Consider the following 16,108-nt stretch of genomic DNA (forward strand, 5'->3'; position numbering starts at 1 on the left):
TCAGATCGATGACCGCCCACACAGCGCGCAGCTCGGAACGCGGCCGGCGGTCGCAGGCGGAGGTCTCCGTGTGCGGTACGAGCAACTGCGCGGATTCTCCGTGGTCGCCGCGCGAATCCGAACTCCTCTCGATCACACTGGAATTGCTCGAAGAACACGGCTACGACCGGCTGTCGGTGGACTCGGTGGCGACCACCGCACGGGCTAGCAAGTCCACGTTGTACCGACGCTGGCCGACCAAGGCCGAACTGGTAGCGGCCGCATTCGTCGAGGGCACGCGGCAGCCTGTCGTCGACACCGACACCGGAACGCTGCGCGGCGACCTACTGCAGATCGGCGAAGCCATCCGCATACACGTCGACGCCCACGCCGGCGCCCTGCGCGCCATTCTCGTCAAGCTCCCGCGCAACGCCAACCTCGCTGACCTCGTGCGGCAGCAATTCCTCGACCAGCCAAGGGAATCGATCGAACGGGTGCACGCCCGCGCAGTCGACCGCGGCGAGGTAAGAGGGACCGTCAACGAAGAACTCTGGGACCTGCTCCCTGGTTACCTCATCTACAAGACGATCCTCACGGGCCGAGCGCCGTCGCGGCGCATGGTGCAACATCTCGTGGATACCGTGCTGCTGCCCAGTCTCAACAGACGGCCCGGTGTAAACGACTAGGGCGTTCGCCGAGACGACATTCCAACCGAGTTCACATGATCGGCACCGCCCTCGCACGGGCCGAGGGCCACCTCGAGGCGGCGCGATGACATCCCGACCTTGGGCAGCATCGACTTCGGCGGGCCCCACGGCGCCCCGCTCATCGTCTGCGGCCCGTCGCTGGGAACGTCGGTTACTGCGCTGTGGTCAACCACCGCATCACGATTAACCCACCACTACCGGGTCATCGGATACGACCTGTCCGGCCACGGACGCAGTCCGGCACCGACGTCGCCGTTCACCATCGCCGACCTCGCCGCCGCTGTCCAGACATTCGCCGCCTGCCACACCTCGTCTCACTCCGACTCACTTGTGCCTCAACGCCTTTTCGATCATGGCGTCGAGTTGGCGATCGGCATGGCGAAATTGATGTTCGGCCGCTGCGCGGTACACGGCGGAGCTTCTCGGGGCCGGCCAGTTCGACGGTAGGAGATCGGCGGGCAGTCCCGGATCGTTCCGCAGCAGTTCAAGCCAGTCAGCGACCATGGCGGTGTGCGCAGCCAAGGGATCTTTCGGGCCTGCTGTTGAGTCAGACCATCTCGCGATGAATGTATCGTGGTGTTCGCGCAACGCCGCGAGATTCCAGGCCTCCGCGACCACGGCTTTGGACATCCCCTCATCGACGGGGCGCCCGGCGAATGCGAACGCGACCGTACCGTCGACTGCCAGCATCTCAAGCACGGGGTCTACGTCGACTGCGCCGGGGGCGATCCAGAGGCCGTCGCGGATTCGGCCGAATCCGGACCACTGCAGCTGCGACCTCAGGCGATGTCGCAGATCGCGCCGCGACTCGGGCACCGAATAGCTGAGTAGCGTCCACTCCCCTTTCGCCGCCTTGTTGAAAGGGTCTGGCGCAGTGACCCTTTGGCGACCTCTGCGCAGTTCGTCGATGGCGTGCTCGGTCAATCCGTATGACATCGTCCGGCCGGCCTTGCTGCGGTCAAGTAGCCCGTTGTTGACCATTCGATTCAGCGTTACTCGGGCAGCGCCCTCGTTGATGGCCAATGACCCGAGGACGTCGATGATCACGCGGGCGTGAATGTATTCCCGTCCAGGCCTATCGAGAACGAACGCACCGAGAAAGGCGAGCAACAGCCGCGTCGGCGTCGTACGCGCTGACGACATCGGCGCCCCTTCCTCTTCAACCGGTCTGGCACTCTGTGCGCTTCTTGCGACTTCGTAGCGAGCGCGGAAAGCCTAACCCGCATTTATTAAACGTTATCTTGACGGGCGACACTAAACCGTTCTAGATTTAGGAAGTCCGCTTCCCCGTGATCGGTTCATGGTCGAGCGGTCCCGCCTCAGCCTCGGGAGCGCGTGTGATCCGTGCGGCGGAGTTCGGCTCCATCGATGTTCCGCTCGCCGATGTCGCACTCCACATCTTGTTGCAACTCATCAAACCCTCTGGAGCACAATGATTCTCGACAATAAAGTAGCAATCGTCACGGGAGGCGGTCGCGGACTCGGTCTGGCCTACGCCAAGGAACTCGCTCAGCACGGCGCAGCGGTGGTCGTCAACGACATCGATCAGGACACTGCGAACGCCGCCGCCGCCGAGATCACGGCCGGTGGTGGTCGCGCGACCGCGATTGCAGGACCCGTCGGCCCTACCACGACCGCCGATCTGCTGGTGTCCGCGGCCGTGGAAGCGTACGGCCGGCTGGACGTATTCGTCACCAACGCCGGCATCCTGCGCGACAAGGTGCTGTGGAAGATGACGGACGACGACTTCGACGCGGTGATCGACGTCCACCTGCGCGGGACATTCACCAGCGCGCGTGCGGCGGTGCAGCGCTTCCGCGAGCAGGGCCAAGGCGGACGCATCATCGCGATCGGTTCGCCCGCAGGCCAACGGGGCAACTTCGGCCAGACCAACTATGCGGCCGCCAAGGCGGGCATCGTCGGCATGGTCCGCACCTGGGCGCTCGAGCTCACGCGCGCCGGCATCACCGCCAACGCGGTATGTCCGGTCGCCGTAACCGCGATGACCGAGACGGTGCCCCTGTTCACTCCGTTCATCGAGGAGTCGAAACGTACAGGCACGCTGCCGGATGTCATCCGACGGGACGTCGGCATGGGAACTCCGGAGGATGTGGCCGGCCTCATCGCCTTCCTCGCATCCGACGCGGCCGCCGACATCACCGGACAGGCATTCTCGATCGGAGGCGACCGTCTCGCGTTGTGGTCGCACCCGCAGCTCACCGCGACCGAATTCAATCGCGGCGGATTCAGCGCCGACGACGTGGTCACGCGCTGGCGCGAGAAACTCGCGGCTTCCGCCGAATCGGTCGGCGAGGAATTCCCTGCAGGAGTGACGGCGAGGCCATGACGCGCATGCCCGTTCGATACGAATTCGGCGTCGACCTCGACGCAGTCCGTGCCATCGACATCCACGCCCACGTACAGCTGGATGGCTGTGGCCACCACAGCATGGACGACGAGACGCGCGCCGCAGCGAAGAAGTACTTCAAACCCGGTGACAATCAGAGCCCGACAGTCGACGACGTGGCCGACTACTACCGCTCACGCAACATCGCTGCCGTCGTATTCACCGTCGACGCCACGTCCGGAAGCGGCCATCGCCCGAACTCCGTCGAAGAGATCGCAGAAGGCGCCGCGCGCCACAACGACATCCTGATCCCCTTCGGTTCGGTTGACCCCCTGCAAGGCAAAGCTGCCGTGAAACGGGCTCGGATGCTCATCGGCGACTACGGAGTGCGCGGATTCAAGTTCCATCCGAGCATGCAGAACTTCGCACCGAACGACACTCGTTTCTATCCGCTCTACGAGGTCCTCGCCGACGCGGGGGTGCCGGCCCTGTTCCACACCGGCCAGACCGGCATCGGCGCCGGCATGCCGGGCGGCCACGGAATCAAACTGCGCCTATCCGATCCCATGCTGATCGACGATGTCGCGGCCGACTTCCCGACACTGACGATCGTCATGGCGCATCCGGCGGTGCCTTGGGTCGACTCGCAGATCTCCATCGCCACCCATAAGGCGAACGTGTACATCGATCTGTCCGGCTGGTCACCCAAATACTTTCCGCCGCAACTGGTGCGCGCCGTCAACGGACCGTTGAGGCACAAGGCGCTCTTCGGCTCCGACACACCGGTGATCGCAGTCGACCGCTGGCTCAACGATTTCGCCGAAATCGACATCAAACCCGAGGTCGCGCCGCTGCTGTTCAAGACCAATGCCCTCGACGTGCTGGGCCTGGCTCACTGAGCCACCCCGAACCGACCAACACAACACACAAGGGAAATCACAATGCCGGAAACGCCCACCACCACTCGAGTCGCCACGCTCGCCGATCTAGAACCGTTGGCCGGACAACCCCTCGGCACCAGCGCCTGGTTCACCGTCGATCAGAACAGAATCAACACCTTCGCCGACGCCACCGACGACCACCAGTGGATCCACGTCGATGTCGACCGTGCCACAAGGGAAAGTCCCTTCGGAGGACCCGTGGCGCACGGATATCTCACGCTGGCCCTCATCATTCCGCTCTGGGCCCAGGTGCTCGTCGTCGACAGCGTCACCACGGCCATCAACTACGGGCTCAATAAGGTCAGATTCACCAGCCCGGTCCCCGCGGGAAGCCGAATTCGACTGGTGTGCGAGCTCAAAGCGCTCGAGCAGCTCCCGAAGGGCGGCGTGCAAGTGACCGTTGCCGGGCGCATCGAGATCGAGGGCACCGATAGACCCGCCGTGGTCGCCGAAGCGGTGTACCGCTTCTTCGAATGAGAGGACGCAGTGAGCCGAATCGAGTTTAAGGACAGCCACACGTGAAGCGGCACATCTTCGACACCGAGCACGACGAATTCCGTTCGACGGTGCGGAAGTTCGTGTCGGCCGAGGTGGAACCTCGGCTGCACCAATGGGAACACGCCGGCCTCGTGGATCGACAGTTCTACGCTCGCGCCGGCGAGCTCGGCCTGCTCGGTATCGAGGTCAACGAGCGATTCGGCGGAGGTGGTGTTCGGGACTTCCGATACAACTTGATCATTAATGAGGAGCTGTGCCGGATCGGTGCGGCAGCGCTCGTGATGAACATCAACGGTTTCAACGATCTCGTTGCCCCGTATCTGAACTCGCTGTGCACGGCCGAGCAGAAGGCCCGGTGGCTGCCGCCGCTGTGCGCCGGCGAGACGATCTCGGCGATCGCGATGACAGAACCAGCCGCGGGAAGTGATCTCAAGATGATCCGCACCACCGCTCGTCGCAATGGCGATCACTACGTCGTCAACGGCGCAAAGACGTTCATCAGCAACGGGATCAACGCCGATGTGATCATAACAGCCGTATCCACCGACCCCGAGAAAGGAAGCCGGGGCGTCAGCCTTTTGGTGCTCGAGCGGGGTATGCCGGGCTTCACGCGCGGCAGCAAGCTGGAGAAGATCGGGCTGAAGGCGCAAGACACCGCAGAACTGTTCTTCGACGGCGTGCGCGTGCCCGTGGCGAACTTACTTGGGGAGGAGGGCGCCGGATTCTCGTATCTCATGCGCAACCTTCCGCTCGAGCGGATGAGCGTTGCGGCGACCGCTGTCGCATCAATGGAACGCACGCTGCAGGCGGCCCTCGATTACACCTCCGAGCGGACCGCGTTCGGTCGAGCGATCTCAGACTTTCAGGCGAACCGGTTCACTCTCGCGGAGTTGTCGACCGAAGTCACGATCGCCAGGGTTTTCGTTGACCGTTGCGTGTCCGCCCTCGTCGAGGATGACCTGGGTCCGGTAGACGCCGCGATGGCGAAGTGGTGGACAACCGAACTCCAACAGCGCGTGGTCACTCGGTGTCTCCAACTCTACGGCGGCTACGGTTACATGTCGGAGTACAGCGTCGCTCGGGACTTCCTCGATGCTCGCGCATCGACCATCTACGCCGGCACCACCGAGATCATGAAGGAAATCATCGCGCGTGCTCTTACGACGTAAGGTCGCCGCAACTCGTCTCGGTTACTGACCGCAGCCTCCGGCGGCGGTGACGGGCGCGGAACACCACGAGCACCCGCAGAGCGTGCGGCCACGAAAGCTCCACCTTCGGAGCATTGCTCACGCGCACACTACTAGTCCGGCCTGGTCAGCTGGACGGGATCTGGCCCGCCATCACAGCGCGGGACGCCTCGCGGGTGCGCCGTCGCTGCGGAGATGAAAAATGCTGCAACACAACGCTTATCGACCACGACACTTGCGACCAGCTGCATCCCCTGTCCTGAAGCACTCGGTGTCGGGAGTCGAGGGACACGTGTCCACTACCGGCTGGGCACCTCCGCTCTGATATGGCACGTCCGGGAGAAAGAACAGGTATAGGCACAGGTATGGGTACGGGTAGTACGCCGGATGTGTGACGGATCACTCTTCTTCACGATGAAGACATGGACACCAATGACGTTGACGTCGTAATCGTTGGAGCTGGTTTCTCGGGTCTCTATGCGACCCACCGACTCCGTAACGGGTTGAAGCTCTCCGTGCAGGCCTTCGAAGCTGCACCCAGTGCCGGCGGGGTGTGGCACTGGAACACCTACCCCGGAGCGCGCTGCGATTTCGAGAGCATCTTCTACTCGTACTCATTCGACGAGGATCTGCAGCGCGAGTGGCGCTGGACGGAGCGTTTCGCCTCTCAGCCCGAGATCAAGCGATACCTCGAACACGTCGCCGACCGATTTGACCTCCGACGCAGCTACCGCTTCAACACCCGGGTTACCTCGGTGGTATGGGACGAGGACACCGAGCGGTGGCGCGTCGGCACCGACGACGGGGCCACCACGACCGCACGGTTCTTCCTCAACGGAGCGGGTGCATTCGGAGTGACGAAGCCCAACGACTTCCCCGGACAGAGCGACTTCGACGGCACGGTGGTGCACACCAGCAGCTGGCCCCAACAGGGCATCGAGCTGGCTGGCAAACGCGTCGCCGTGATCGGCACGGGGTCTACGGGCATCCAGGTCATCCAGACCATCGCCAGTGAGGTCGGCCAACTGACGGTCTTCCAGCGGACCCCCAACTTCGCCTGCCCCCTGGGGAACGCGCCGTTGTCCGATGACGAATTCGACGCCACGGTGGCGGACTACCCACGGATTCGTCAGGAGGCGCTCAACAGCATCGCGGGCGCGGCATATCCGCGCGCGGTGCTTCCAGCGGCGGCCCACACGCCAGAACAACAACGCGCGGTCTACGACCAGTTCTACAACGGCGGCGGTTTCCGCATGCTTGCCTCCACCTACTACGACCTGATCACCAATCCCGAAGCGAATCGAACGGTGGCCGACTACATCCGAAGCCGCATCCGTGAGCGTGTGACCGACCCCGAGGTCGCCGAACTGCTGTGCCCGACCGATCACCCCTACGGAGTCAAGCGGGCGACGTTCGAAACCAAGTACTTCGAGGCATTCAACGAACCCCACGTACACCTCGTCGATGCGCGCACGACACCAATCGTTCGCATCACGGAAAAAGGTATCGCCACCACCGAGCAGGAATACGAATTCGACGTCATCATCTTGGCCACCGGATTCGATGTGGGCGCGGGAGCCTTGAAGCGGATGGGTGTCATCGGCCGCGAAGGCAAGCAACTGACCGATCACTGGGCGCACGGCCAACGGGCCTATATCGGCACGGCCACCCACGGGTTTCCGAACCTCTTTCACATCAACGGTCCGCAAGGTCCCGCTGCCTTGTTCAACAATCCCATTGCCATCGAAGAGAGCGTCGACTTCATTGCAGACCTCATCACGACGATGCGGGAGCGCGGGTACCGAACGGCAGAAGTGACCGACGAGGCCGAGACCCGCTACAACGAGCTGGTCTGTGAAGTCGCCGACGTGACACTATTTCCCACCGCGACCACGTGGTACATGGGCGACAACATCCCGGGCAAAGCGCGAACCCCGTTGTCGCTGTTCACCGGCGCCCCGATGTTCCGCGCGATCGTCGCCGAGGTGGCGGCACACGACTTCAGCGGATTCGCCTTCGATGGGCACGAAAGGCCGGTTTCGACACTGGTCAGTCTCGACGGCAGCGAAGTCTTCCTGCTCGCGGGAATGATGAATATGGGCATGAAACCCCTCGAGCAGTGTTCCCTGGAGGAAGCACGTTTCAGCCTGGAGTCCTTCAAGGCCTTGCAGCTTCCGCTACCGGCCGGCATCTCCATTACCGAGGTGTCCTATCCCACAGAGGAGGGACAGCGCCCAGTGCGGCTGTACCGGCCCGAAGGTCTAACCGGCCCGCTGCCCGTCATCGTGTTCGCACACGGCGGTGGTTGGATCGGCGGAAGCCTCAACGCGTTCGACGAGCCGTGCGCGGTCCTGGCTAAACGGGTCGGCGCGGTCGTGGTGTCACCGGACTACCGGCTGGCACCCGAACATCCTTTCCCCGCAGCTCCAAATGACGTCCTCGCCGCGCTGCGGTGGGCGGGTGAGCATGCAAGCGAGTTCGGCGGAGACCCCGACCGTATTGCAATCGGCGGCGAGAGCGCAGGGGCGAACCTTGCGGCGGTGACCGCACTACGCGCCCGAGACGAGGGCGGTCCCACGCTGCGGGCCCAGATTCTGGTGACGCCACCCGTAGACCCGTTGGCCGACAACGACTCTCGCAAGCAGTTCGCTGCGGGACCGATGATCTCGGCCGAAGTCGGGGAATGCATGTGGACCATGTATCTGGGTGACCCCGCGAACGCCACCTCGCCGTGGGCGGCGCCGATCCGGGCCGAGGACCTGTCGGGGTTGCCGCCGACTCTGATCGTGACCATGGAGATCGACCCGACTCGGGACGAAGCCGAGGACTACGCGGCCGCGTTGCTGGCCGCTGGGGTGCCGACGCAATGCCGACGCCTCCCACGCCTGTTCCACACCACGTTGTCCGTGTCAGGGGCGGTGCCGCGGGCTGGGGAGATCCACGACGCGATGGCGGAATTCCTTGTCCCGCTGCTGGCTCGGCAAGCCGAGGCCAGCGTCGTCGGCTGAGTAGTGGTGGTGGCCGGGACGGCGCAGCGACCGGCCATCACCACGAAATACCGACGATCACAACCTGATTCATGCTGTCCACACTTGACACGAACAGAAAGAAGATGCACTGACATGAGCAGTTCCCTCCACGGCAAGCGAGCGCTGATAACTGGCGGACACCGCGGGATCGGTCGCGCGATCGCCGAGGCCTTCACTGAGGCCGGTGCGGTCGTCGCCATCGCTGATATCGAGGGCGCCGAGGCTGCAGCGAAAGAGATCGGCCGTGGCGCGATCGGTGTCGCATGCGACGTGAGCTCAGCCGACAGTGTCGCCGCGGCAGTGCAGGCGACGACGGAGTCCCTCGGCGGACTCGACGTGCTCGTGAACAACGCCGGTGTGGAGACGCTCGCCCCGCTGCACGAGACCAGCGAGGCGGACTTCGACCGCTTGGTGTCGATCAACGTGCGCGGACCTTGGCTTGTTTACAAGCATGCCGTGCCGGCGCTCATCGATGGCGGCGGTGCCATCATCAACATCGCCTCGATCAGCGGCGTGGTGGCCTTTCCCTTACTGGGCATCTACTCGGCGACCAAGGCCGCATTGATCAGGCTCACCGAGGCCATGGCGCTGGAGCTGCGTGACCACGGGGTGCGTGCCAACGCCATCTGTCCAGGCTTCGTCAACACCGAGATGGTGGCGCGCACCAATGACGTCTTCGCGGACATCACCGGTCTGCCGTTCGAGCAGATGGTGACCCAAGGTCAGGGCGGCATGGCCGCACCGGCCGACATTGCCGGCCTGGCAACCTATCTGGCCTCAGACACCGCATCCTTCGTCAATGGCACGGCCACCGTGGTCGACGGAGGCATGAACCTGCGGCGTGTCTAGCGATCCGTCGCCGCGTTAGCGACCGAGGATCGCTAACGCGGTGACGGGTGCCGGGCCATCCAGGCCGCCACTTGGGCGCGGGACGCGAAGCCCAGCTTGGACAGGATGCGCTCGACGTGCCCGTCGGCTGTGCGCTTGGAGATGACAAGGCGCTCGGCGATCTCGCGGTTGGACAGGCCCACCTCGACCAACGCTGCGACTTCGAATTCCCGTTTCGTCAGAGGTTCGCTGGGCAGGCGCGCTGACCTGTGCACTCCATCGAGTACTCCGAGCACGAAATCGATCGCCTCGTCGACGTCCATCGGCCTGGCTGAACGTGACATGTCCACCGGTGCAGGCTCGGTCGGCGTGGGAGTGTGCGAGGCCGCGAAAGTGGACAACTGGGGCCCGAAGGCATCGATGGAGGTTCCCATTGCCTGCCACAGCCCCTTGGCCGTTCGCGAGAGCACCCGGGAACGACCAAATTGACTGCGGTCGTTGGCAATCCACCCGAGGAGATCGGTAGCCAGCGCGACCGCGATGCCATCGCCGAAAGTACGTCGTAGCTCCAACACTCGGCGCGCGGAGCGCTCCGCCTCGTCGTGGTGGCCCAACGACCAATGTGCCAGCGCCGCCGCCCATTCGGCATATGCGTGCGCCGAACGTTCGCCGTACTGCTCGCAGAGCGTCGCGGCGTCACGGGCTTCGGTGAGGGCTCGGTCGGCCGCGCCGTCCGTGACCAAAGCGCTGGCAAGCATGTATCGCGCCGTCAATTCCATTTCGCGATCACCACGGCCGGCGTGATCCTGCACCGCTTGGCCAAAGCCGCGTACTGCAGCGGCCGTGTCACCGGTGAATAAAGCCCGCAGCGCCGTCCACTGGCGCACGTGCGCGGCGAACAGTTCGTCGCCGGACTCCACGGCGTACAGCTTCAGCTCGTTCAACCACGGAACCGGGGATGCCTGGTCGCCCTGCAGCAAGGCGATCCAGGTGACGACCCACAGACAGTGCGCCCGCGCGGCTGATGGTGACGTTTCGGCCTCGAGCATGGATTCGATGCGCATCCTGCCTTCTGCGAGGCGTCCATTCGTCAACCAGTGATAACGCAGCCGGCCCAGCAGTTCGAGCGCGGCCTGTCCTTCTGACGGAGTCGTAGCGCTCCAATGCAGGGCGGCCACATAGCTGGGGTGATCAAGGCTCAGCTGCCGAATCAAGTTGTCTTGGTTGGGTCCACACCACTGCGTCAACATTTCGGCAGCGCGACGCAGCATCACGTCGCGGTGGCGGCGGTGCAACTGCTCCGTCTCTCCGGCTTGGTCGGCCAACTCGGCAGCGACCTCTCGGACAGCGGCCGACAGGTGGTAGCGCATGGTCCCCGCACCGCGGTCAGTGAGCACGATCGACTGGGCGACGAGCCGGTCGATCGCGTCGAACACGTCCTCCGCGCGCAGCTCGCCGAAAGCACAGATCTGTTCGGTGAGTTCGAGGTCGAAGGTCGCAGGAAACACCGCCAGGCGGCGCCACAGCACCTGCGCGTTGCCATGACACAGGTCGTAGCTCCACTCCACCATCGCCCGCAGTGATCGGTGGCGTGACACTGCATTGACGTCGGAGGCGGTCAGTGAGGTCAACCGTTTCCGGAACCGCTCGACAACCTGCTCCACCGTGAGGGACCTCAGTTTGGCCGCCGCCAACTCGATGGCCAGTGGCGATCCCTCCAGCAACCGGCACAGCTCGATCACGGCGTCGGCGTTGACGCCCGTCACGTCGAAGTCCGGATCCACGGCGGCGGTGCGTTCGATGAGCAAGCTCACCGATCCGTCGGCGACCAGCTGGTCGGCAGGCGTACCCGGTTCGGGCACGCTCAGCGGAAGGACCGGGCGCAGCACTTCACCCACCACGCCCAGGTGTTCCCGGCTGGTGGTGATGATGCACAAGTTCGGGGCTACACGCAGCAGCACGGGCACGGTGAGGCGCACGGCGTCGATGACGTGCTCACAGTTGTCGATTACCAACAGGACTCGGCGCTCGGGAAGGAACGACAACAGCTTGTCCCGTGGCCGTGTCGCCGACTGATCGCTGATCCCCAAGGCACTGACGATCGCAGCCTCGACGTCGTTGGCGCCGGCCCCGACGCTTAGATCAGTCAGCCGGACCAGCCAGGCGCCGTCGGAGAACTTCCCCGCCACACGATGCGCCACTTCCAGAGCGAGGCGGGTCTTGCCGACACCGCCGGGTCCGGTGAAGGTGATCAACCGCGACTGGGTCAGCATCCGTTGGGCTGCTTCCAGATCATGGCGGCGAGCCACGAGTCGATTCAACGGCGGACCGACCCGCTCGCCTCCTCGTCGCTGGCTCCACGATGAGCTCATACCGAGATATTAGGTTGCGTCCCACGCGACGCCGAAAAATCGACGTTTGCCCGGCCATACTGATGAGAACAATCGCGGCCGTCAGTTCCAGTAGTCGACTCGGTCATCTACGTGTGCGCGGTTCCCGTGCGGCGGCTGGGATAGCCGCTGCACGGCTGGAGGTACGCGCGGAGATACCCGTATCCATACCTAAACCCATACCTGTCTCCGGCCAGACGCTGGCGCGGCCGCCGAATCGCCCAATAATTGCGCTATGAACAATGGAAATGACGCGATACGGCTAGAACGCGACTTGCGAGCCCGCATCGAGAGGCAAAGCCGTCGCAAAGTTGCCATGCACGGCCGCCAAGCGGTTTACGAGGTCTGTTCCATTGCGCGGCAGGAGGATTCGATTGTACTGTCTTCTCTGGGTGCGATGGACCGATGAAGTCGACGCTGATGTCTCGCCTTGATCTGGACTTTCTGCTCTTCGAGTGGCTGCGGGTCGATGAATTGCTGAAGAGACCACGGTTCGCACACCACACCAGTGACACGTTCGCCGACATATTGACCCTCTGCGAGGAACTAGCCGAGCGCCATTTCGCGCCTCACTACAAGCGCAGCGACGCCGCGGAACCCACACTGAACGATGGAAATGTCAGCGTGCTGCCAGAAATCAAGGACGCGTTGCGTGCTTTCGCCGACACCGAACTGCTCGCCATGAGCTTGGACGAAAGCTACGGCGGAGCCCAAGTGCCGGTGGTCGTGTCCACGGCGGCATTCACCTGGTTGAACGCCGCCAACTTCGGTACCGCCGGCTATCCCCTTCTGACATTGGCCAATTGCAACCTGCTCGTTGAGTTCGGAACCGAAGACCAGATCGCGGCTTTCGTGCCGCCCATGCTCGCCGGTCGATTTACCGGCACCATGTGTCTCTCCGAACCACACGCAGGATCGTCGTTGAGCGACATCACCACCCGAGCCGTCCCGCAGGACGACGGCACATACCGTCTCTTCGGATCCAAGATGTGGATATCCGGCGGGGACCACGACGCCAGCGAGAACATCGTGCACCTCGTGCTGGCCAAACTGCCGGGATCCCCACATGGCACCAAGGGCATTTCGCTGTTCATCGTGCCGAAGTTCCTCGTCGCCGAAGACAGTTCACTCGGCGAGCGCAATGATGTGGTGGCGGCGGGCCTCAACCACAAAATGGGACAACGCGGACTCGCCAACCTGGCATTGAACTTCGGGGAAGGGGCCTTCGAGCCCGGCGGCGCCACAGGGGCTGTCGGCTACCTCGTCGGACAGCCGCACCACGGGTTGGCCTACATGTTCCACATGATGAACGAAGCCCGGCTGATGACCGGTGCCTCCGCCACCGCGCTTGGCTACACCGGGTACCTCAAGTCGCTCGACTACGCCCGGATGCGGCCGCAGGGCCGCCCGCTCTCGGCGAAAGATCCTGATACGGCACCGGTTGCGATCATCGAGCATCCCGACGTCAAGCGGATGCTCCTGGCCCAGAAATCCTATGTCGAGGGTGCGCTCGCGCTGGTGTTGTACTGCGCGTGGCTGACCGACATCGCTGCCGGGGCCGAGACTCCCGAGGAGCGCCAGGACGCCACCGAGCTACTCGACCTGCTCACCCCGATCACCAAGAGTTGGCCGGCACAGTGGTGTGTTCAGGCCAGCGATCTGGCCATCCAAATCCACGGCGGCTACGGCTACACGCGCGAGTACGACGTCGAGCAGCTCTACCGCGACAACAGGATCAACCCGATCCATGAAGGCACCCACGGCATCCAGAGCCTGGATCTGCTCGGCCGCAAAGTGCGCCAACATGGAGGCGCCGGCTTAGGGCTGCTGGAGCAAGAAGTCACCACAACAATCACCCGGGCCACCGCGTTCGGTGGTGAGCCGGCGCAGTTGGCCGCGCAGCTCCACGCGTCGTGGCAGACGTTGCGCGATGTCACCACGGTGCTGCTCAGCTGCGGTGACCCGACCGTGGCGTTGGCCAACAGCGCGCTCTATCTCGAGGCGTTCGGCCACATCGTGGTGGCGTGGCTGTGGCTTGACCAGATGCTTGCCGCCCACGGCCGAGAAGGCGCCTTCTACGTGGGCAAACAGTATGCGGCCCGCTACTTCTACCGGTACGAGTTGCCGAAGACCAAGGCACAGCTGGAATTACTGCGCACACTCGATCCGACGACCGTGGAAGCAACCTTCGACGGCTGGGAGGCCTAGGTGACGAGAAGGATTCACCCGTGAAGAGCACGATGCAGGACTACTCCCTGACCATCGGGGCCATCGCCCGGCACGGAACCACCGTTCACACCCGGCGCCAAGTGCGAACCCGTGAGCCCGACGGGACCATGCGTGTCGCGACGTTCGCCCAAATCGGTCAGCGCACAGCGCAATTGGCCAACGCACTGCGCGCAGTGGGGGCTGGTACCGACACCGTGGTGGCCACTTTCATGTGGAACAACCAGGAGCACGTCGAGGCATACTGCGCCGTGCCCGCGATGGGCGCGGTGCTGCACACACTCAATATCCGGCTCGCCGCTGAGCAGCTCGTCTACATCGCCAACCACGCCGGCGACGAGATCGCCATCGTCGATGCCAGCCTCGCCGAACAGTTTTCCGAGATCGCGCCGCACGTGCCCTCCTTGCACACCATCATCGTGACCGGCGATGCCGACCTGAGCTCTCTGGTACGGGCGGGTAAACGCGTCGTTCGCTACGACGACATTCTCGACGGGCAGCCCGCCACGTACGACTGGCCGGACATCGACGAACACAATGCCGCAACCATGTGCTACACGTCCGGGACGACCGGCAACCCCAAAGGTGTTGTCTACAGCCATCGGTCAACCTATCTGCACACCATGGCGATCTGCGCCAAGGGCGCACTCGAAGTAGGTCCCGAAGACGCCGTGTTGCCCATCGTGCCGATGTTTCACGCCAACGCGTGGGGCCTCATCTACGCCGCACTGATGGCCGGCGCCGACCTGGTCCTACCCGACCGCTTCCTGCAAGCCGAACCACTCGTCGAACTCATCGAACGCGAACGTCCGACGATCGCCGGCGCAGTGCCCACGGTCTGGAACGACATCGTGCAGTACCTCGAGGAGCGACCCGACGCCGACATCTCGTCGTTGCGGCTGGTCGGATGCGGCGGGTCAGCGGTCCCCGTGCACCTCATGCGCACCCTGCACGACAAGTACGGGATCTACCTTGTGCAGGCGTGGGGAATGACCGAAACATCGCCGTTGGCAACAATATCCAAGCCGTCGCCGATCTTGGCGGACAAAGAATACTGGCGGCGCCGCGCATCTCAAGGCCGGCCGGCGTGCGGCGTGGAGTTACGGATCGTCGACTCCGACGGGACTGTCATTGACCACAACGGAGAAGCCGTCGGGGAGTTGCAGATGCGGGGCCCGTGGATCACGGGCAGCTACTACAACTTGGAGGCTGACGACTCCTTCGACGCCGGCTGGCTCAGCACCGGAGACGTCGGCTCCATCGATGCCGATGGGTACGTCACCCTCACCGACCGTGCCAAGGACGTCATCAAGTCGGGCGGTGAATGGATCTCCTCGGTGCAGCTGGAGCTGGCTATCGCTTCGCACCCAGGCGTTTTCGAGGCGGCGGTCATCGCGGTGCCCGACGACAGGTGGCAAGAACGCCCCCTCGCAGCGGTCGTGCTCGGCCGCACTGCGGAGGTGCCTATCGCCGAGCTGCGAGATTTCCTGCGCGACAAGGTCGCGCGTTGGTGGATCCCGGAGCGGTGGGCGTTCGTCGACCAGCTTCCTCGCACATCCACGGGCAAGTACGACAAGAAGCGACTACGCGAGTGGCACCGGCAAGGGCAGTTGACGCCAGTCGATCTCACCGATTGCTGAGCAGCCTGAATGTATCAATGGATGCGGCTGTCGAGATGCAAGACAGATTGACAGGACACGCCTACCTACTTTGACAAAATTCGGGCGTGTCGCAGAGGCTTGTCAAAGTAGCTTGCAAAAGCCCAGGTCAGGGTGTTTGGCTGGCCCGCACGACTTGCTCTAACACTGGGGAGAGACGCGTGAGAGTCGGTCAGCGTCGGGCGGGCCACTTCCGGGCCGATCCGAGCGCAGGCACCAAGGCCGAGACCTACGTGCGCCGCTGGAGCAACGGCCGCGGTAGGAGGCGATTGAGAACGTCGGGCTTCGTCGGGATCTGCATCGACACCGTCTGAACTT

General features: G+C 63.9%; 12 protein-coding genes and 1 pseudogene. 11 read left to right on the plus strand and 2 right to left on the minus strand.

Going from position 1 to position 16,108, the window contains the following annotated elements:
* Positions 1 to 8: 8 nt before the first annotated feature.
* Positions 9 to 665, plus strand: a complete 657-nt coding sequence (locus QRN63_RS28040; protein WP_285034284.1) for a TetR/AcrR family transcriptional regulator — start codon at positions 9 to 11, stop codon at positions 663 to 665.
* 99 nt (positions 666 to 764) lie between these two features.
* A complete protein-coding gene (locus QRN63_RS29705) occupies positions 765 to 1,133 on the plus strand; it encodes an alpha/beta fold hydrolase (protein ID WP_350224479.1) in 369 nt (122 codons plus the stop codon).
* Here the strand turns inward: QRN63_RS29705 and QRN63_RS28045 are convergent.
* Positions 1,059 to 1,829, minus strand: a pseudogene (locus QRN63_RS28045) (PaaX family transcriptional regulator); the annotation flags it as partial. The gene QRN63_RS29705 and the pseudogene QRN63_RS28045 sit on opposite strands and share 75 nt — an antisense overlap.
* Before the next feature lie 289 nt (positions 1,830 to 2,118).
* Here QRN63_RS28045 and QRN63_RS28050 point away from each other — a divergent pair.
* The 6 genes from QRN63_RS28050 (at position 2,119) to QRN63_RS28075 (ending at position 9,537) form a co-directional block, all read left to right on the plus strand.
* Complete coding sequence (locus QRN63_RS28050; protein ID WP_285034288.1) at positions 2,119 to 3,033, plus strand: SDR family oxidoreductase; 915 nt, start codon at positions 2,119 to 2,121, stop codon at positions 3,031 to 3,033.
* A 5-nt stretch (positions 3,034 to 3,038) separates the two neighbouring features.
* Positions 3,039 to 3,932, plus strand: a complete 894-nt coding sequence (locus QRN63_RS28055) for an amidohydrolase family protein (RefSeq protein ID WP_285034290.1) — start codon at positions 3,039 to 3,041, stop codon at positions 3,930 to 3,932.
* A gap of 42 nt (positions 3,933 to 3,974) precedes the next feature.
* Positions 3,975 to 4,451, plus strand: a complete 477-nt coding sequence (locus QRN63_RS28060) for a MaoC family dehydratase (RefSeq protein ID WP_285034292.1) — start codon at positions 3,975 to 3,977, stop codon at positions 4,449 to 4,451.
* 41 nt (positions 4,452 to 4,492) lie between these two features.
* A complete protein-coding gene (locus QRN63_RS28065; RefSeq protein ID WP_285034294.1) occupies positions 4,493 to 5,641 on the plus strand; it encodes an acyl-CoA dehydrogenase family protein in 1,149 nt (382 codons plus the stop codon).
* A 440-nt stretch (positions 5,642 to 6,081) separates the two neighbouring features.
* Positions 6,082 to 8,667, plus strand: coding sequence for a flavin-containing monooxygenase (locus QRN63_RS28070; RefSeq protein ID WP_285034296.1), 2,586 nt, complete (start codon positions 6,082 to 6,084; stop codon positions 8,665 to 8,667).
* Between the two features lie 114 nt (positions 8,668 to 8,781).
* Positions 8,782 to 9,537: an SDR family NAD(P)-dependent oxidoreductase gene (locus QRN63_RS28075; protein WP_285034298.1), complete on the plus strand. Its 756-nt coding sequence runs from the start codon at positions 8,782 to 8,784 to the stop codon at positions 9,535 to 9,537.
* A gap of 32 nt (positions 9,538 to 9,569) precedes the next feature.
* Here the strand turns inward: QRN63_RS28075 and QRN63_RS28080 are convergent, their stop codons facing one another.
* Positions 9,570 to 11,825 carry an ATP-binding protein gene (locus tag QRN63_RS28080; RefSeq protein ID WP_285034300.1) on the minus strand — a complete coding sequence of 752 codons (2,256 nt, stop codon included), beginning with the start codon at positions 11,823 to 11,825 and terminating at the stop codon, positions 9,570 to 9,572.
* Positions 11,826 to 12,311: 486 nt separating this feature from the next.
* On the opposite strand from QRN63_RS28080, the gene QRN63_RS28085 reads away from it, so the two are divergent.
* From QRN63_RS28085 to QRN63_RS28095, 3 genes are all read left to right on the plus strand, one after another.
* Positions 12,312 to 14,114, plus strand: coding sequence for an acyl-CoA dehydrogenase (locus QRN63_RS28085; protein ID WP_285034302.1), 1,803 nt, complete (start codon positions 12,312 to 12,314; stop codon positions 14,112 to 14,114).
* A 32-nt stretch (positions 14,115 to 14,146) separates the two neighbouring features.
* Positions 14,147 to 15,772, plus strand: coding sequence for a fatty acid--CoA ligase (locus QRN63_RS28090; protein WP_285034376.1), 1,626 nt, complete (start codon positions 14,147 to 14,149; stop codon positions 15,770 to 15,772).
* A 179-nt stretch (positions 15,773 to 15,951) separates the two neighbouring features.
* Positions 15,952 to 16,104: a hypothetical protein gene (locus QRN63_RS28095; protein ID WP_285034304.1), complete on the plus strand. Its 153-nt coding sequence runs from the start codon at positions 15,952 to 15,954 to the stop codon at positions 16,102 to 16,104.
* Positions 16,105 to 16,108 lie beyond the last annotated feature (4 nt).

This window comes from Mycolicibacterium sp. lyk4-40-TYG-92, assembly GCF_030209435.1.
Taxonomy (GTDB): Bacteria; Actinomycetota; Actinomycetes; order Mycobacteriales; family Mycobacteriaceae; genus Mycobacterium.